Annotated in this window: 17 protein-coding genes; 11 read left to right on the top strand and 6 right to left on the bottom strand. The window is 49.8% G+C overall.

What is annotated here, in order from left to right; all coding sequences use genetic code 11:
- The 4 genes from D9742_RS13130 to D9742_RS13115 all read left to right on the top strand — a co-directional run bounded on the left by D9742_RS13130 (position 1) and on the right by D9742_RS13115 (position 3,072).
- Positions 1-1,254: an MFS transporter gene (locus D9742_RS13130; RefSeq protein WP_130237180.1), complete on the top strand. Its 1,254-nt coding sequence runs from the start codon at positions 1-3 to the stop codon at positions 1,252-1,254.
- Positions 1,255-1,666: 412 nt separating this feature from the next.
- The gene (gene asr, locus D9742_RS13125) at positions 1,667-1,975 is read left to right on the top strand and encodes an acid resistance repetitive basic protein Asr (RefSeq protein WP_240780463.1); all 309 of its coding nucleotides are present in this window, start codon (positions 1,667-1,669) and stop codon (positions 1,973-1,975) included.
- 92 nt (positions 1,976-2,067) lie between these two features.
- Positions 2,068-2,151: a hypothetical protein gene (locus tag D9742_RS13120; RefSeq protein WP_000233091.1), complete on the top strand. Its 84-nt coding sequence runs from the start codon at positions 2,068-2,070 to the stop codon at positions 2,149-2,151.
- A gap of 99 nt (positions 2,152-2,250) precedes the next feature.
- The gene (locus D9742_RS13115) at positions 2,251-3,072 is read left to right on the top strand and encodes a serine protease (RefSeq protein ID WP_130237178.1); all 822 of its coding nucleotides are present in this window, start codon (positions 2,251-2,253) and stop codon (positions 3,070-3,072) included.
- 38 nt (positions 3,073-3,110) lie between these two features.
- Here D9742_RS13115 and mdtI read toward each other — a convergent pair whose 3' ends face one another.
- Positions 3,111-3,440, bottom strand: a complete 330-nt coding sequence (gene mdtI / locus D9742_RS13110) for a multidrug/spermidine efflux SMR transporter subunit MdtI (RefSeq protein WP_130237177.1) — start codon at positions 3,438-3,440, stop codon at positions 3,111-3,113.
- Positions 3,427-3,792 carry a multidrug/spermidine efflux SMR transporter subunit MdtJ gene (mdtJ, locus tag D9742_RS13105; protein ID WP_130237176.1) on the bottom strand — a complete coding sequence of 122 codons (366 nt, stop codon included), beginning with the start codon at positions 3,790-3,792 and terminating at the stop codon, positions 3,427-3,429. Before mdtJ ends, mdtI begins: the two co-directional genes overlap by 14 nt.
- A gap of 411 nt (positions 3,793-4,203) precedes the next feature.
- Between mdtJ and tqsA the strand changes: the two genes are divergently transcribed.
- Positions 4,204-5,238, top strand: a complete 1,035-nt coding sequence (gene tqsA / locus D9742_RS13095; protein ID WP_130237174.1) for an AI-2 transporter TqsA — start codon at positions 4,204-4,206, stop codon at positions 5,236-5,238.
- Between the two features lie 117 nt (positions 5,239-5,355).
- Here tqsA and pntB read toward each other — a convergent pair whose 3' ends face one another.
- Together pntB and pntA are read right to left on the bottom strand one after the other, a co-directional pair.
- Positions 5,356-6,744: a Re/Si-specific NAD(P)(+) transhydrogenase subunit beta gene (gene pntB / locus D9742_RS13090; RefSeq protein WP_130237173.1), complete on the bottom strand. Its 1,389-nt coding sequence runs from the start codon at positions 6,742-6,744 to the stop codon at positions 5,356-5,358.
- Between the two features lie 10 nt (positions 6,745-6,754).
- Entirely contained in the window at positions 6,755-8,287 is a 1,533-nt protein-coding gene (gene pntA, locus D9742_RS13085) for a Re/Si-specific NAD(P)(+) transhydrogenase subunit alpha (RefSeq protein WP_130237172.1), read from the bottom strand.
- A 520-nt stretch (positions 8,288-8,807) separates the two neighbouring features.
- Between pntA and ydgH the strand changes: the two genes are divergently transcribed.
- From ydgH to folM, 3 genes are all read left to right on the top strand, one after another.
- Positions 8,808-9,752 (top strand): DUF1471 family protein YdgH, encoded by a 945-nt coding sequence (ydgH, locus tag D9742_RS13080; RefSeq protein WP_130237171.1) that lies wholly within the window; start codon positions 8,808-8,810, stop codon positions 9,750-9,752.
- 188 nt (positions 9,753-9,940) lie between these two features.
- The gene (locus tag D9742_RS13075) at positions 9,941-11,323 is read left to right on the top strand and encodes an amino acid permease (protein ID WP_130209319.1); all 1,383 of its coding nucleotides are present in this window, start codon (positions 9,941-9,943) and stop codon (positions 11,321-11,323) included.
- A gap of 37 nt (positions 11,324-11,360) precedes the next feature.
- Positions 11,361-12,083: a dihydromonapterin reductase gene (gene folM, locus D9742_RS13070; RefSeq protein WP_130237170.1), complete on the top strand. Its 723-nt coding sequence runs from the start codon at positions 11,361-11,363 to the stop codon at positions 12,081-12,083.
- On the opposite strand, the gene D9742_RS13065 is transcribed toward folM, so the two are convergent.
- Complete coding sequence (locus D9742_RS13065) at positions 12,080-12,415, bottom strand: GlpM family protein (protein ID WP_064529999.1); 336 nt, start codon at positions 12,413-12,415, stop codon at positions 12,080-12,082. The two genes, folM and D9742_RS13065, sit on opposite strands and share 4 nt — an antisense overlap.
- Positions 12,416-12,543: 128 nt before the next feature.
- Here D9742_RS13065 and rstA point away from each other — a divergent pair, with 128 nt between their 5' ends.
- The 3 genes from rstA to tus all read left to right on the top strand — a co-directional run bounded on the left by rstA (position 12,544) and on the right by tus (position 15,572).
- Positions 12,544-13,263, top strand: coding sequence for a two-component system response regulator RstA (gene rstA, locus D9742_RS13060; RefSeq protein ID WP_130237169.1), 720 nt, complete (start codon positions 12,544-12,546; stop codon positions 13,261-13,263).
- 3 nt (positions 13,264-13,266) lie between these two features.
- Complete coding sequence (gene rstB, locus D9742_RS13055) at positions 13,267-14,568, top strand: two-component system sensor histidine kinase RstB (RefSeq protein ID WP_130237168.1); 1,302 nt, start codon at positions 13,267-13,269, stop codon at positions 14,566-14,568.
- A gap of 74 nt (positions 14,569-14,642) precedes the next feature.
- Positions 14,643-15,572 (top strand): DNA replication terminus site-binding protein, encoded by a 930-nt coding sequence (tus, locus tag D9742_RS13050; protein ID WP_130237167.1) that lies wholly within the window; start codon positions 14,643-14,645, stop codon positions 15,570-15,572.
- Here tus and fumC read toward each other — a convergent pair.
- On the bottom strand, positions 15,569-16,972 hold the full coding sequence (fumC, locus tag D9742_RS13045; RefSeq protein ID WP_130237166.1) for a class II fumarate hydratase: 1,404 nt from the start codon (positions 16,970-16,972) through the stop codon (positions 15,569-15,571). The genes tus and fumC overlap by 4 nt on opposite strands.
- Between the last annotated feature and the right edge of the window lie 100 nt (positions 16,973-17,072).

Below are 17,072 nucleotides of genomic sequence, written 5' to 3'. Positions count from 1 at the left end.
GTGAGTCGTACCACAACTGTTGATGACGCTCCGGCAAGCGACACTGACAAGCAAAACGTTTCCCAGCCAAACCTATTCATCAAACGCGGTACGCCGCAATTTATGCGCGTGACCCTGGCGCTTTTTTCTGCCGGACTGGCGACCTTCGCGCTTCTCTATTGTGTGCAACCTATCCTTCCGGTTCTTTCGCAGGAGTTTGGCTTAACACCCGCAAACAGTAGTATTTCACTGTCAATTTCAACGGCAATGCTGGCTATCGGTTTGCTGTTTACTGGCCCGCTTTCCGATGCCATTGGTCGCAAGCCAGTGATGGTTACGGCGCTGTTATTGGCCTCCATCTGCATGCTACTTACGACGATGATGACCAGCTGGCACGGCATTTTGGTGATGCGTGCCTTAATTGGCCTTTCATTAAGCGGCGTGGCTGCGGTGGGCATGACCTACCTTAGCGAAGAGATCCACCCGAGTTTTGTCGCCTTTTCAATGGGGTTGTACATCAGCGGTAACTCGATTGGCGGCATGAGCGGACGCTTAATTAGCGGTGTCTTCACCGATTTCTTCAGCTGGCGAATTGCACTGGCAGCGATTGGCTGTTTCGCACTGGCCTCGGCGTTAATGTTCTGGAAAATTCTTCCCGAATCTCGCCATTTCCGCCCTTCCTCACTGCGCCCTAAAACATTGTTTATCAACTTCCGCCTGCACTGGCGCGACCAGGGATTGCCTTTGTTATTCACAGAAGGTTTTTTGCTGATGGGCTCATTCGTTACCCTGTTTAATTATATTGGCTATCGCTTGATGCTTTCCCCGTGGCATGTCAGTCAGGCGGTGGTGGGTTTATTATCGCTGGTCTATTTGACCGGTACCTGGAGTTCACCAAAAGCCGGAACCATGACCACCCGCTTTGGACGCGGTCCGGTGATGTTGTCTTCAACAGGTGTCATGCTTGTTGGCCTGTTAATGACATTATTCAGTTCGATATGGCTGATTTTTGCCGGGATGCTGCTCTTCTCCGCCGGATTCTTTGCCGCTCACTCGGTCGCCAGCAGCTGGATTGGCCCCCGTGCTAAACGCGCCAAAGGCCAGGCTTCCTCGCTGTATCTGTTCAGTTACTACGTGGGGTCAAGTATTGCCGGAACATTAGGTGGGGTCTTCTGGCATAACTACGGCTGGAACGGCGTTGGCGCCTTTATCGCTTCGATGCTGGTGGTCGCGATTATAGTGGGTACACGTTTACACCATCGATTGCATGCCTGAAAAATAAGTCCGGGCTGAGTAAAATACCCACCCGGGCTTATTGTCTGCTCAACTCAACGTTAATAACCATCCTAAAATAGACGAAGCGCCAGCCAATTCCCGCAGCGCATCTAACGTCATCAGGATAATAAATACCCAAATTAGCGGATTCATTTACTGTGTGTCATTTATTGATGATGCAAAGTAATTCTACCGTTTTGGGCACAGCGAAATAGTAAACTCGATCAAGACTACTGATATTAGTAGGGTATTTACCTTAAGTCACATCGCGTTATTATTTATCAATTTACTTTGTACATATCGTTACATGCCGAAACCAACCACTCACGGAAGCCTCCCATTACCCGAGATATAGTCATTACATCGGCCCCGCAGTGGGGTTGCATAAAAAAACCAAATTGAGGGTATGACAATGAAAAAAGTATTAGCGCTGGTTGTTGCCGCTGCAATGAGTCTCTCTTCTGCCGCCTTTGCCGCAGAGACTGCGACCACACCGGCCCCTGCAACAACTGCCACCAAAACTGCACCTGCAAAAACCATGCATCATAAAAAACAGCATAAAGCAGCACCTGCCCAAAAAGCGCAGGCAGCGAAAAAACATCATAAAAAAGCGACAACTGAGCAGAAAGCTCCGGAACAAAAAGCACAAGCCGCGAAAAAACACACCAAGAAACACAGCCATCAGCAACCTGCAAAACCAGCCGCACAACCAGCAGCTTGAGTTTTCAACAGCAATAATGGCGCGCCCCCTCGCGCCTGAAAATTACGGTGCTAAACGGATAACGTTTAGCGCCGCCTTTAGCGGAGGGTACTATGGTGGGCCGTTATCGCTTTGAGTTCATTCTTATCATACTTATTTTATGTGCACTGATTGCCACTCGCTTTTATCTTTTCTGATCGTAGTTATCTGATTTCACTCCCACTTTAATCCCGTCCCGGCTATAGTATTTATGAGGGTTTGCTTTTAATAATCATAATTACCCACCAGAGTGTGATATGCGTACAACCATTGCTGTAGTACTGGGTGCAATTAGTTTGACATCTGCATTGGTATTTGCGGATAAACCTGATAGTCCTGAATCGGCTAATGATGAAGTCAGCACCCTGTTTTTTGGTCATGACGATCGAGTGTCGGTAATTAACACGACCCAATCTCCGTGGGATGCGGTTGGGCAACTGGAGACTGCCAGTGGAAATCTCTGCACGGCCACCCTGATTGCGCCCAATCTCGCATTAACGGCGGGTCACTGTTTATTAACGCCGCCAAAAGGCAAACCAGACAAAGCAGTTGCACTGCGTTTTGTGTCGAATAAGGGGCTATGGCGTTATGAGATCCACAACATTGAAGGCCGTGTAGATCCGACATTAGGAAAACGGTTAAAGGCTAATGGAGATGGCTGGATTGTCCCGCCAGCTGCCGCGCCGTGGGATTTTGGTTTGATTGTGCTGCGCAATCCGCCTTCTGGCATTACCCCCTTACCACTTTTCGAGGGAGACAAAGCAGCACTCACCGCCGCATTAAAAGCAGCAGGTCGTAAAGTGACCCAGGCAGGATATCCCGAGGATCACCTGGATACGTTGTACAGTCATAAAAATTGCGAAGTGACTGGCTGGGCGCAAACGTCGGTGATGTCGCATCAGTGCGATACCCTACCGGGTGACAGCGGTTCGCCGCTAATGCTGCATACTGATGGCGGTTGGCAGTTGATTGGCGTGCAAAGTTCGGCGCCTGCGGCTAAAGATCGCTGGCGGGCCGATAATCGGGCTATCTCTGTTACCGGCTTTCGCGACAAACTGGAAGAGTTATCCCGGCAATAGCGTTTAAATGCTGCCCGAAAATACGGGCAGCATAAGCATCAGGCGAGTTTCACCATGATCATTCCTGCTAACAACAGGACCAGACCAACCCAGCCTTTACGGTTTAACCGCTGACCAAACAGGATCCAACCGGCTGCTAATGTGGCGGCAATACCAAACCCGCCCCACAACGCATACGCCACTGACAAGTCGATCCCTTTAACTGCCTGGGATAGCGCACAAAAAGCAGCAAGTACCGCCGCCAGCGACAGCAAGCCATAGACTTTACGGCGAAAGCCATCAGAGAATTTCAAAAAGACGTTAGCAATAATTTCCAGCACTATCGCCAGTGCCAACCAGGCGGCGTGAATCCATTCAAACTGAGCCATGATTCTGCTCCAGCGTAGATTTACGCCCTTTACGCGTACCCGATTTGATCAAGACAATCCCGGCAACCAGGGTCGTTAACCCGGCAATTTTCATCAGCGATAAACTTTCATCAAATAACAGAACGCTAAACAGCGTAATAAATAAAATACCGATACCTTCCCACAGCGCATAGGCTACGCCTAACGCGATTTTTTTAACGGCGAAAGAGAGGAATATATATGACAGAGTAATCATCACCAGCATTAAAATAAACCCGCCGTTTCCATCACTGACGCTAGCCCATTTCATAGATAACGTACCGGTAATTTCTGTGGCAATAGCCAGACCTAATAAAATCCAATAAAAATACATCGTCCTTCTCCTGCAAGAGAATTATTTTAATGTTCGCTTGATTCAGCGAAACCAAAGTAAAGTGGTCAAGCCCGGCGCATAGCGCAAGCTTCGGCAGAAGAAAGGACTAAAGCGCGTTGCGCCAGTGCTGCTCACCTGCGAGCAAGATAGTGGATGAGGTACGAAGATGGGTAAATGTAGAAAATAACGTCCTGAACAAATTGTCCATAATATTACAATTATCCGCATTGTTGCTTCTCGTCATCGCGGATGATAATTGTCCTCGGTAGTTGAACACGTCTGATTTGTACCATAGCTTAAGAATTAACTCAAAACATTTTCATTTCTTTACCTGAGTGGTTTGATTTTCGTTATAATGCCGCCGCTAAAAATAAAATATTATTAGCGAAGGAAGAAAAAACGGGGATAAGCATGGCAAAGCCGATCATCACACTCAATGGTCTAAAAATCGTCATAATGTTGGGAATGCTGGTCATTATTCTCTGTGGCATTCGGTTTGCCGCCGATATCATCGTCCCCTTTATCCTCGCTCTATTTATCGCTGTAATTCTTAATCCTCTGGTACAACGCATGGTTCGCTGGCGAGTGCCGCGCGTACTGGCTGTGTCGATTTTAATGATCATCATCGTAATGGCGATGATACTGCTGCTTGCCTATCTCGGTTCAACACTCAATGAGCTCACTCGTACCTTGCCGCTCTATCGCAGCTCAATCATAAAACCACTGCAAGCTCTGGAACCGTTATTACAACGCGTGGGTATTGATGTCTCGGTTGATCAACTGGCGCATTACATTGACCCCAACGCGGCTATGACGTTACTCACCAATTTACTGACGCAGTTATCTAATGCCATGTCGTCGATATTTTTGTTGCTGCTGACGGTGCTGTTTATGCTGCTCGAAGTGCCACAACTGCCCAGCAAACTGCAACAAATGATGACTCGCCCGGTCGAGGGAATGGCGGCTATTCAACGCGCCATTGATAGTGTATCGCATTACCTGGTACTGAAGACGGCCATTAGTATCGTCACCGGTCTGGTCGCCTGGGCGATGCTCGCTGCAATGGACGTTCGCTTTGCTTTTGTCTGGGGATTGCTGGCCTTTGCGCTTAATTACATACCCAATATTGGTTCGGTGCTGGCGGCTATCCCCCCTATCGCCCAGGTTCTGGTCTTTAATGGTTTCTACGAAGCGTTGCTGGTGCTGGCGGGATATCTGCTGATTAATTTGGTCTTCGGCAATATTCTGGAGCCACGCATTATGGGGCGCGGGTTAGGACTTTCCACACTAGTGGTTTTTTTGTCATTAATTTTTTGGGGATGGTTGTTAGGTCCCGTGGGAATGCTGCTTTCTGTACCGTTGACGATTATTGTCAAAATTGCGCTTGAGCAAACGGCAGGAGGCCAAAGCATCGCCGTTCTGTTAAGCGATCTCAATAAAGAGTGACAGCCCGGCGTTAACGCCTTATTCGGCCTACACATTGCAGCTTACATGTAGGCCTGATAAGCGTAGTGCATCAGGCATTTCTACGCTGGCAAGCGGCCTCCGTAGAGGCCGTTTAGTTTACAGAGCTTTGAGGATTGCATCCACGCTGGCTTTGGCGTCACCAAACAGCATGTGGGTGTTCTCCTTGAAGAACAGCGGGTTTTGCACGCCAGCATAGCCGGTGTTCATCGAGCGTTTAAAGACAATCACGTTCTGCGCTTTCCACACTTCCAGAACAGGCATGCCAGCAATCGGGCTCTTCGGATCGTCCTGCGCCGCCGGGTTAACCGTATCGTTAGCACCAATCACCAGTACGGTATCAGTATCAGCAAAGTCATCGTTGATTTCGTCCATCTCCAGCACGATGTCATACGGTACTTTTGCTTCCGCCAGCAACACGTTCATATGCCCAGGCAAACGGCCCGCAACCGGGTGAATACCGAAGCGCACATTGATACCACGCGCACGCAGTTTCTCGGTGATTTCTGCAACTGGATATTGTGCCTGCGCTACCGCCATGCCGTATCCAGGGGTGATTATCACCGAATGCGAGTTTTTCAGCAGTTCCGCCGTCTCTTCCGCCGTGATTTCACGATGTTCGCCGACTTCCTGATCATCACCGGTAGAGGAACCATCGGTGCCGAAACCACCCGCAATAACGCTGATAAAGGAACGGTTCATCGCCTTACACATGATGTAAGAAAGAATGGCGCCCGAAGAACCGACCAGCGCACCGGTCACAATCAGCAGGTCGTTACTGAGCATAAAGCCCGCCGCTGCCGCCGCCCAACCGGAGTAGGAGTTCAGCATCGACACCACCACTGGCATATCTGCACCACCGATGGAAGCCACTAAATGCCAACCGAATACCAGCGCAATAGCGGTCATTATCAGCAATGCCAGCACCTGCAAACCAACACTATCGGTACGAACAAACACCATTAACAGCAGGAAAGAAACGACCAATGCAGCCAGGTTCATTTTATGGCGGTTTGGCAGCATCAACGGTTTAGACGAAATCTTTCCGCACAGCTTACCGAACGCCACTACCGAACCAGTAAAGGTTACCGCACCAATAAAGATGCCAAGGAACACTTCCGTCAGGTGAATATTGACCAGAATCGGTGCCATTCCCGCGTCATGATGCAGATAGCTGTTAAAGCCAACCAGCACCGCCGCCAGCCCCACGAAGCTATGCAGGATCGCCACCAGTTCCGGCATTTCGGTCATTTCGACTTTCTTCGCCAGACGGATACCAATCGCGCCACCGATGACCATTGCTACCAGGATCCAGCCAACATTGCCAGTATCCGGTCCGAAGATGGTTGCAATTAACGCAATCGCCATCCCGGCGATACCGAGGTTGTTACCACGGCGAGACGTTTCATGTTTAGAAAGCCCGGCCAGACTGAAGATAAACAGGATCGCGGCAACAATGTATGCAGCTGTAACTAATCCTCCAGACATATGTTACCCCTTAGTTTTTGCGGAACATTTTCAGCATGCGCTGAGTCACGGTAAAGCCACCGAAAATATTAATGCTGGCGATAAGCACCGCGATAAAACTAAGGAAGCTAACCCAGCCGCCCTGGCCAATCTGCAATAGAGCTCCGACAACAATAATCCCTGAAATCGCGTTAGTAACCGACATCAGCGGCGTATGCAACGCGTGGGAGACATTCCACACCACGTAATAACCTACGACGCATGCCAACGCGAAAACGGTAAAGTGCCCGAGGAATTCTTTCGGTGCTACGCTTGCCAACCAGCCAAAAAGGATGATTGCCAGCGCCATCAGCGCATATTTACGCCACGGTGAGCAGGCACATTTTTCTTCGGTTTTAACTTCAGGAGCCGCTTTCTGCACTGCCTGCGGCTGGGCTGAAACCTGAATCGGCGGCGCCGGCCAGGTAATTTCGCCAGCTCGGATCACGGTCACGCCGCGAATCACCACATCATCAAAATCAACCGCGATGTTGCCGTCTTTCTCTTTACACAACAGTTTCAGCAGATTGACAAGATTGGTGCCGTAAAGCTGTGAGGATTGCGTCGGCAGGCGACCAGGAAGATCGGTGTAGCCAATCACTTTGACGCCATTCTCCGTGGTGAAGATTTCACCCGGTACGGTGTATTCACAGTTACCACCGTTTTGGGCTGCCAGGTCGACAATCACACTACCCGACTTCATAGAATCAACCATTTCACGGGTAATCAGTTTCGGCGCTGGTTTGCCGGGAATAAGCGCGGTGGTCACAATGATATCGACCTCTTTTGCCTGGGCGGCAAAGAGTTCCATTTCTGCTTTGATGAACGCTTCCGACATCACTTTGGCGTAACCATCGCCGCTACCTGCTTCCTCTTTAAAATCCAGCTCGAGGAATTCCGCCCCCATACTTTGAACTTGTTCTTTCACTTCCGGGCGGGTATCGAATGCACGCACAATTGCGCCGAGGCTGTTTGCTGCGCCAATGGCCGCCAGGCCCGCAACGCCCGCACCAATCACCATCACTTTTGCCGGAGGCACTTTACCTGCTGCGGTAATTTGCCCGGTAAAGAAACGCCCAAACTCATGAGCCGCTTCAACAATGGCGCGATAGCCGGCGATATTCGCCATCGAACTTAACGCATCAAGTGATTGTGCACGTGAGATACGTGGTACAGAGTCCATTGCCATCACGGTCACGTTACGCTCCGCGAGTTTTTGCATTAACTCCGGATTCTGCGCAGGCCAGATGAAGCTCACCAGCGTGGTCCCCGGATTCAGTAATGCAATTTCATCATCTAACGGCGCATTGACCTTCAGAATGATCTCTGACTGCCAGACGTTATTCCCTTCTACAATTTCGGCGCCCGCTTGCACAAACGCTTTATCGTCAAAACTTGCCAGTTGACCTGCGCCGCTCTCTACCGCGACGGTAAAACCTAGTTTCAGCAGCTGCTCCACCGTTTTCGGTGTTGCTGCAACACGGGTTTCATTGGTTAACCGTTCTCTTGGTATGCCAATTCGCATGATATTCCCTTCCATCGGTTTTATTGATGATGGTTTGCCTGTGTTTTTGATACACAAGCCGCTCATGTACGAGCTAAATGTTACTCCGTTAAAATAAATTAGTAACAAACGTCTATAACGTACTGAAAATAATGCCTGTGATCTAGCGTCAAAAATCAGTATTTCGACGTGAACTCGCAAAATATAAACGATTTAGTGATGACTGAGGGATAAACACCTTAGAACACAGGATAAAGACCGATAATTGTCTCCGGTGGCCAGGTAAAACATGATATCCCCCCGGCGAAATCCATTGCTTTACATTAAATTAACTTATGTAATTCAGTCGTTTCAGCAGTTTTATGCCGGTGCGGCTGTTTTTTAAGCACAGATGGTCATCCGATCAGGTTTAAAATCAAATCAAGGAAGCGGATATGAAAAATGACGCAGACAGTTACACCGTTTAAATGCAATAATCAGCCACGTTTCTCGTTAATAACAATACCAGTACCTGGTTTGCGCAAGGCGAAGGATTATTTTTATGAAGCTTAAGAACACCCTCCTGGCGTCGGCACTGCTTTCTGCTACGGCATTTTCCGTTAACGCAGCAACAGAACTGACACCGGAGCAAGCGGCAGCGGTTAAACCTTTTGACCGTGTAGTGGTTACCGGCCGTTTTAATGCCATTGGCGAAGCGGTTAAAGCTGTTTCCCGTCGCGCTGATAAAGAAGACGCCGCCTCTTTTTATGTTGTCGATACATCAGATTTCGGTAACAGCGGTAACTGGCGTGTGGTTGCCGATCTTTATAAAGCCGATGCTGAAAAAGCAGAAGCTGATAAGAATCGCGTTTTTAATGGCGTGATTGAGCTGCCTAAAGAGCAGGCTGTTCTGATTGAGCCGTACGACACCGTGACCGTGCAGGGTTTCTTCCGTAGCCAGCCGGAAGTGAATGATGCCATCACCAAAGCAGCAAAAGCGAAAGGTGCCTACTCTTACTACATCGTTCGCCAGATAGATGCCAACCAGGGCGGTAACCAGCGTATTACTGCGTTCATCTACAAACAAGATGCTAAAAAACGCATCGTCCAGAGTCCGGATGTGATCCCTGCTGATTCTGATGCAGGTCGCGCGGCACTGGCCGCAGGTGGCGAAGCTGCGAAGAAAGTTGAAATCCCGGGCGTTGCCACCACTGCATCACCAAGTGCTGAAGTCGGTCGTTTCTTTGAAACTCAATCTTCAAAAGGCGGACGTTACACTGTCACGCTTCCTGACGGCACCAAAGTAGAAGAACTGAACAAAGCGACCGCAGCAATGATGGTCCCGTTCGATAGCATTAAGTTCTCAGGTAACTACGGCAACATGACCGAAGTCTCCTATCAGGTTGCTAAACGTGCCGCGAAGAAAGGTGCTAAGTATTACCACATCACCCGCCAGTGGCAGGAACGTGGTAACAACCTGACCATCAGTGCAGACCTGTATAAATAAATAACTATTCAGTATCACAATAAGGCGGCTTTATGCCGCCTTTCCGATTTTTAGCTACAAATCTTCCTGCAACCATTGCATGCCGGCACATCTCTTCGTAAAATCCCGCGCTTTAGTGGCATTCACCATTTTTATGCGTTTTGCCCTAATATTTATTCTTCTGAACACGTTTTAAACACTGGATATCGATGGAAAAGAAACTGGGACTGAGCGCACTCACCGCGCTGGTATTAAGCTCAATGCTGGGCGCGGGTGTTTTCAGTCTGCCGCAAAATATGGCGGCGGTTGCCAGCCCGGCAGCACTGCTCATCGGCTGGGGTATTACTGGCGCTGGCATCTTATTGCTGGCCTTTGCCATGCTGATCCTGACACGCATTCGTCCCGACCTTGACGGCGGTATTTTTACCTATGCGCGGGAAGGATTTGGCGAGTTAATCGGCTTCTGCTCCGCATGGGGGTACTGGCTATGTGCGGTTATCGCCAACGTCTCTTATCTGGTTATCGTCTTTTCCGCATTAAGTTTCTTCACCGATACGCCGGAACTACGCCTGTTTGGCGATGGTAACACCTGGCAATCGATCGTCGGTGCATCGGCATTATTGTGGATTGTTCACTTTTTGATCCTGCGCGGCGTACAAACCGCCGCCAGCATTAACCTGGTGGCGACATTGGCAAAATTATTGCCGCTTGGTTTGTTTATTGTGCTGGCGATGATGATGTTCAAACTGGACACCTTCAAGCTCGACTTTACTGGCCTTGCGCTTGGCGTACCGGTGTGGGAACAGGTGAAAAACACCATGCTGATCACACTATGGGTATTCATTGGTGTGGAAGGTGCGGTGGTTGTTTCTTCACGCGCGCGGAATAAACATGATGTTGGCAAAGCTACACTTCTGGCTGTGCTTTCCGCACTTGGCGTTTATTTACTGGTCACGCTGCTTTCGCTGGGTGTGGTTGCACGTCCTGAACTGGCTGAGATTCGTAACCCATCTATGGCCGGTCTGATGGTGAAAATGATGGGGCCGTGGGGCGAGATTATCATCGCTGCCGGATTGATCGTTTCCGTTTGTGGCGCGTATTTAAGCTGGACCATTATGGCGGCAGAAGTCCCCTTCCTGGCAGCAACCCATAAGGCATTCCCGCGTATTTTTGCGCGCCAGAATGCACAAGCAGCGCCGTCCGCCTCGTTGTGGCTGACCAACATCTGCGTGCAAATTTGTCTGGTGCTGATCTGGCTGACTGGTTCTGATTACAACACGTTGCTGACCATCGCCTCAGAGATGATTCTGGTGCCCTATTTCCTGGTTGGGGCGTTCTTGTTAAAAATCGCTACTCGTCCACTGCATAAAGCGGTAGGTGTCGGCGCCTGCATTTATGGCTTATGGTTATTATACGCTTCAGGCCCAATGCACCTGTTGTTGTCCGTCGTTTTGTATGCGCCAGGGCTACTGGTCTTCCTGTACGCGCGTAAAACGCATACACATGATAATGTATTGAATCGTCAGGAAATGGTGCTGATTGGCATGCTGTTAATTGCCGCAGTTCCGGCGACCTGGATGCTGGTGGGATAACTTTCGTCCCATCGTTTGCTTGCAAAGGAGATTAACGATGGGGAAAACCCAGCCCTTGCCAATATTAATCACTGGCGGAGGCCGTCGTATCGGCCTCGCTCTCGCCTGGCATTTCATTAATCAAAAGCAACCGGTGATTGTCAGCTATCGGACGCACTACCCTGCTATTGATGGACTGGTTAATGCGGGTGCGCAGTGTATTCAGGCTGATTTTTCAACGAACGACGGCGTGATGGCATTTGCCGATGAAGTGTTAAAAAGCACCCACGGCCTGCGTGCTATTTTGCATAACGCCAGTGCGTGGATGGCAGAAAAACCTGGTACGCCACTGACTGATGTTCTGGCCTGCATGATGCAGATCCATGTTAATACCCCTTATCTGCTCAACCATGCGCTGGAAAGATTACTGCGCGGTCACGGACACGCCGCCAGTGATATCATTCACTTCACCGATTATGTAGTAGAGCGCGGAAGCGACAAACATATTGCCTATGCAGCAAGTAAAGCGGCACTGGATAATATGACCCGTTCGTTTGCCCGCAAGCTGGCACCGGAAGTGAAAGTGAATTCTATTGCGCCATCGCTGATCCTGTTTAATGAGCATGATGATGCCGAATATCGCCAACAGGCGCTGAATAAGTCACTGATGAAAACCGCCCCTGGTGAGAAAGAAGTTATCGATCTGGTCGATTACTTACTCACCAGTTGCTTTGTAACCGGGCGCAGTTTCCCGCTTGATGGCGGCCGTCATTTGCGTTAATGCAGCTTCATCCAGCAAATAATCAGCACCCATGCGCTTAGCCCCCAGCACGCAACAGAACCCACAAAAGCAGCGGGCAAGCGCATGATTCCAGTGAAATACCACAACGACGCCAGATAAACAAAATAGGGAATAATCGACCACATACTGAAAACGATTGTGGTACGTAAGGCTTCAATCCCACGTTCACTGACAACAATATAATGCGCGATGAGCGCAAAGGTCGGGAAAAGTGGAATCAGCCCGGCGATATAGTAATTTTTCGTTTTTGCTAATACACCAATCAACACCACCACCAGCGCACCAAGCGCAGCTTTGATTACCAGCCCCATCTTTTTACCTTAACACTTCCATAACAAGTCAGCTGTAGAATACCCGATGCAACCTTGTTTAGAAACGATTGATAGTAAGTAAAATCACCGCGGTGTATTGTGACGTTTTTATATCTGCCGTGAATAATATGAACACTATCGTATTTGTGGAAGATGACACAGAAGTCGGTTCACTGATTGCCGCGTACCTGGCAAAGCATGATATGCAGGTTACCGTGGAACCGCGCGGCGACCATGCCGAAGAGACAATTTTGCGGGAAAATCCGGATCTGGTTCTGCTCGATATCATGCTGCCAGGCAAAGACGGAATGTCCATCTGCCGTGATTTACGCGCAAAGTGGTCCGGGCCGATTGTTCTGTTGACCTCCCTCGATAGCGATATGAACCACATTCTGGCGCTGGAAATGGGTGCCTGTGACTATATTCTCAAAACAACGCCCCCCGCGGTCCTGTTGGCGCGTTTACGTTTACATTTGCGTCAGAACGAACAAGCAACGCTGACCAAAGGTATTCAGGAAACGTCCCTGACTCCATACAAACCATTGCATTTCGGTACGTTAAGTATCGACCCCATCAACCGCGTAGTGACGCTTGCTAACCATGAGGTTTCACTCTCGACGGCTGATTTTGAATTGTTATGGGAATTAGCCACTCATGCCGGGCAAATCATGGACCGCGATGCGCTGCTGAAGAATTTACGCGGCGTCAGTTATGACGGGCTGGATCGTAGCGTGGATGTGGCTATTTCGCGGTTACGAAAAAAACTGCTCGATAACGCTGCCGAACCCTACCGCATTAAAACCGTGCGTAATAAAGGCTATCTTTTTGCGCCTCATGCGTGGGAATAAGCGATGAAAAAACTGTTTATCCAGTTTTATCTGTTGCTGTTTGTCTGCTTTCTGGTGATGTCTCTACTTGTTGGTCTGGTGTACAAATTTACGGCCGAACGTGCAGGCAAACAGTCGCTGGATGATTTGATGAACAGTTCGCTGTATCTGATGCGTAGCGAATTACGCGAGATCCCTCCGCACGACTGGGGAAAAACACTGAAGGAGATGGATTTAAATCTCTCTTTCGATCTGCGCATTGAGCCGCTAAGTAAATATCATCTCGATAATAACTCCATGCACCGGTTGCGTGGCGGAGAGATTGTTGCTCTGGATGATCAGTACACCTTTTTACAGCGTATCCCGCGCAGCCACTACGTGCTTGCCGTGGGTCCCGTTCCTTATCTTTATTTTCTCCATCAAATGCGTTTGCTGGATATCGTGCTGATCGCCTTTATTGCCATCTCCCTCGCCTTCCCGGTGTTTATCTGGATGCGTCCGCACTGGAAAGACATGTTAAAACTGGAAGCAGCGGCGCAACGATTCGGCGATGGGCATCTCAATGAACGTATTCACTTTGATGATGGTTCGAGCTTTGAACGACTTGGCGTGGCGTTTAACCAGATGGCGGACAATATCAACGCGTTGATTGCCAGTAAAAAGCAGCTTATCGATGGCATTGCCCATGAACTGCGAACGCCATTAGTGCGCCTGCGCTATCGGCTGGAGATGAGCGACAACCTGAACGCCATAGAGTCCCAGGCCTTGAATCGCGATATCAGTCAACTGGAAGCCTTAATTGAAGAACTGCTGACTTATGCCCGGCTCGATCGCCCACAAAATGAACTGCATCTTAGCGAACCAGACCTGCCATTGTGGCTGTCAACACATCTGCAAGATATTCAGGCTGTAACCCCCGACAAAACGGTACGGATAAAAACGATCACACCAGGTAATTACGCGGCACTGGATATGCGCTTAATGGAGCGTGTGCTGGATAACTTACTCAACAACGCCCTGCGCTACTGCCATTCAACCGTTGAAACCAGCCTGCTACTGGCAGGAAACAGAGCAACATTGATTGTTGAAGATGATGGCCCAGGGATTGCCCCAGAAAACCGCGAACATATCTTTGAACCTTTTGTTCGCCTCGATCCCAGCCGCGACCGTGCAACTGGCGGCTGTGGGCTGGGGCTGGCGATTGTCCACTCTATCGCTCTGGCAATGGGCGGCACGGTCAATTGTGACACCAGTGAACTGGGGGGCGCCCGCTTCTCGTTCAGCTGGCCACTGTGGCACAACATCCCGCAATTTACTTCTGCCTGACGCCAAATGCACGGTGGTTAAGCTGCCGTCAATGTGCTATAAATAAAGGATGTTGTAACTAAAGTGGTAATATTATGGCCCGTTACGATCTTGTTGACCGACTCAATACGACTTTTCGCCAGATGGAACAAGAACTGGCAGCATTTGCCGCTGAACTTGAACAGCACAAGTTGCTGGTTGCCCGCGTGTTCTCGTTACCGGAGGTCAAAAAGGAAGATGAGCATAATCCGCTTAATCGCATTGAGGTTAAGCAACATCTCGGGAAAGAAGCGCAGGCGCTGGCGTTGCGTCATTTCCGTCATTTATTTATTCAACAACAGTCCGAAAATCGCAGCAGCAAAGCAGCTGTCCGTCTGCCTGGCGTGTTGTGTTACCAGGTCGATAACCTTTCGCAAGCAGCGTTGGTCAGTCATATTCAGCACATCAATAAACTCAAGACCACGTTCGAGCATATCGTCACGGTTGAATCAGAACTCCCCACCGCGGCACGTTTTGAATGGGTGCATCGTCATTTGCCGGGGCTGATCACCCTTAATGCTTACCGCACGCTCACCGTCCTGCACGATCCCGCCACTTTACGCTTTGGTTGGGCTAATAAACATATCATTAAGAATTTGCATCGTGATGAAGTCCTGGCACAGCTGGAAAAAAGCCTGAAATCACCACGCAGTGTCGCACCGTGGACGCGCGAGGAGTGGCAAAGAAAACTGGAGCGAGAGTATCAGGATATCGCTGCCCTGCCACAGAATGCGAAGTTAAAAATCAAACGTCCGGTGAAGGTGCAGCCGATTGCCCGCGTCTGGTACAAAGGAGATCAAAAACAAGTGCAACACGCCTGCCCTACACCGCTGATTGCACTGATTAATCGGGATAATGGTGCGGGCGTGCCGGACGTTGGTGAGTTGTTAAATTACGATGCCGACAATGTGCAGCACCGTTATAAACCCCAGGCGCAGCCGCTTCGTTTGATCATTCCACGGCTGCACCTGTATGTTGCAGATTAACGCCCGGCTTTCATACTGCCGACCATCTGTTCTGGCCGTACCCAGCTGTCAAACTCGGCTTCGCTAAGATACCCCAGCGCAAGGGCCGCAGCTTTTAAGGTCAGCCCTTCTTTATGCGCTTTTTTGGCGATCTCCGCGGCTTTGTCATAACCAATGTGGGTGTTAAGCGCAGTCACCAGCATCAGCGATTCATTGAGTAATTGATTGATTCGCTCACGATTCGGTTCAATACCCACTGCGCAGTGTTTGTTAAAACTTTCCATGCCATCTGCCAGCAAGCGCACCGATTGCAGGAAATTGTGGATCACCATCGGACGGAAGACGTTCAGTTCAAAGTTACCAGAAGCACCCCCCATGTTGATTGCCACGTCGTTTCCCATCACCTGACAGCAGAGCATGGTTAATGCTTCACACTGCGTTGGGTTCACTTTTCCGGGCATGATTGAACTGCCCGGCTCGTTTTCCGGAATTGAGATTTCGCCAATGCCGCAGCGTGGACCAGAAGCCAGCCAGCGGACGTCATTGGCAATTTTCATCAGTGACGCCGCCAATCCTTTTAACGCACCGTGCGCCTGAACCAGCGCATCACAGGTCGCCAGTGCTTCAAATTTGTTCGGTGCGGTAACAAACGGCGCACAGGTAATGACCGAAAGCTCGTCCGCCACGCGACGGGCATACTCCGGATGGGTGTTCAGCCCCGTCCCTACTGCGGTCCCTCCCAGCGCCAGTTCCGCTACGTGAGGCAGGCTGTATTCGATATGTTTGAGGTTATGCTCCAGCATCGCTACCCAGCCGGAAATCTCCTGCCCCAGGGTCAGAGGCGTGGCATCCTGCAAGTGGGTACGACCAATTTTGACGATATCGGCAAACGCACGGGATTTCTCATTTAGAGTTTGTGTCAAAGTTTTAAGTTGTGGAATGAGTTGCTTGCGTAGCGCCAGCAGCGCCGCAACGTGCATTGCCGTCGGAAAGACATCGTTGGAACTTTGGCTTTTGTTCACGTCGTCGTTAGGGTGAACTTTACGTTCCATCCCGCGCACGCCGCCGAGTAATTCACTGGCCCGGTTAGCCAGCACTTCGTTCATGTTCATGTTACTTTGCGTGCCGGAGCCGGTCTGCCAGATAGCCAGCGGGAATTCGCCTTCATGCTGTCCCGCCAGTACTTCATCCGCCGCCTGACGAATGGCGCTCGCTTTCTCTTCAGACAGTAAGCCTAAATCTTCATTAACTTTTGCCGCTGCGCGCTTGGTTAGCGCCAGCGCATGAATCAGTGAGGTGGGCATTTTCTCCGTGGAAATGCGGAAATGCTCCAGCGAGCGTTGAGTTTGTGCGCCCCACAGCTTATCTGCCGGGACATCGATCGCACCCATCGAATCTTTTTCGCTGCGTACTGTATTCATGGCCTGCTCCTCACCTGATTAATTTTTTTCTTCTTTGCTTACGTTAAGCAACTTTTAGCTCACTCATTATTCACCATTTAATAACAAATGTTTGGTCTTT

The sequence above is a fragment of the Escherichia sp. E1V33 genome (genome assembly GCF_004211955.1).
Classification (GTDB): domain Bacteria; phylum Pseudomonadota; class Gammaproteobacteria; order Enterobacterales; family Enterobacteriaceae; genus Escherichia.
This window is presented reverse-complemented; position numbering and strand designations above follow the sequence as displayed.

Excerpts from the sequence above, each read along its gene's own strand:
- asr (WP_240780463.1), top strand. The coding sequence starts at position 1,667 with ATGAAAAAAGTATTAGCGCTGGTTGTTGCCGCTGCAATGAGTCTCTCT.
- D9742_RS13120 (WP_000233091.1), top strand. The coding sequence starts at position 2,068 with ATGGTGGGCCGTTATCGCTTTGAGTTCATTCTTATCATACTTATTTTA.
- D9742_RS13115 (WP_130237178.1), top strand. The coding sequence starts at position 2,251 with ATGCGTACAACCATTGCTGTAGTACTGGGTGCAATTAGTTTGACATCT.
- mdtI (WP_130237177.1), bottom strand. The coding sequence starts at position 3,440 with ATGGCTCAGTTTGAATGGATTCACGCCGCCTGGTTGGCACTGGCGATA.
- mdtJ (WP_130237176.1), bottom strand. The coding sequence starts at position 3,792 with ATGTATTTTTATTGGATTTTATTAGGTCTGGCTATTGCCACAGAAATT.
- tqsA (WP_130237174.1), top strand. The coding sequence starts at position 4,204 with ATGGCAAAGCCGATCATCACACTCAATGGTCTAAAAATCGTCATAATG.
- pntB (WP_130237173.1), bottom strand. The coding sequence starts at position 6,744 with ATGTCTGGAGGATTAGTTACAGCTGCATACATTGTTGCCGCGATCCTG.
- pntA (WP_130237172.1), bottom strand. The coding sequence starts at position 8,287 with ATGCGAATTGGCATACCAAGAGAACGGTTAACCAATGAAACCCGTGTT.
- ydgH (WP_130237171.1), top strand. The coding sequence starts at position 8,808 with ATGAAGCTTAAGAACACCCTCCTGGCGTCGGCACTGCTTTCTGCTACG.
- D9742_RS13075 (WP_130209319.1), top strand. The coding sequence starts at position 9,941 with ATGGAAAAGAAACTGGGACTGAGCGCACTCACCGCGCTGGTATTAAGC.
- folM (WP_130237170.1), top strand. The coding sequence starts at position 11,361 with ATGGGGAAAACCCAGCCCTTGCCAATATTAATCACTGGCGGAGGCCGT.
- D9742_RS13065 (WP_064529999.1), bottom strand. The coding sequence starts at position 12,415 with ATGGGGCTGGTAATCAAAGCTGCGCTTGGTGCGCTGGTGGTGGTGTTG.
- rstA (WP_130237169.1), top strand. The coding sequence starts at position 12,544 with ATGAACACTATCGTATTTGTGGAAGATGACACAGAAGTCGGTTCACTG.
- rstB (WP_130237168.1), top strand. The coding sequence starts at position 13,267 with ATGAAAAAACTGTTTATCCAGTTTTATCTGTTGCTGTTTGTCTGCTTT.
- tus (WP_130237167.1), top strand. The coding sequence starts at position 14,643 with ATGGCCCGTTACGATCTTGTTGACCGACTCAATACGACTTTTCGCCAG.
- fumC (WP_130237166.1), bottom strand. The coding sequence starts at position 16,972 with ATGAATACAGTACGCAGCGAAAAAGATTCGATGGGTGCGATCGATGTC.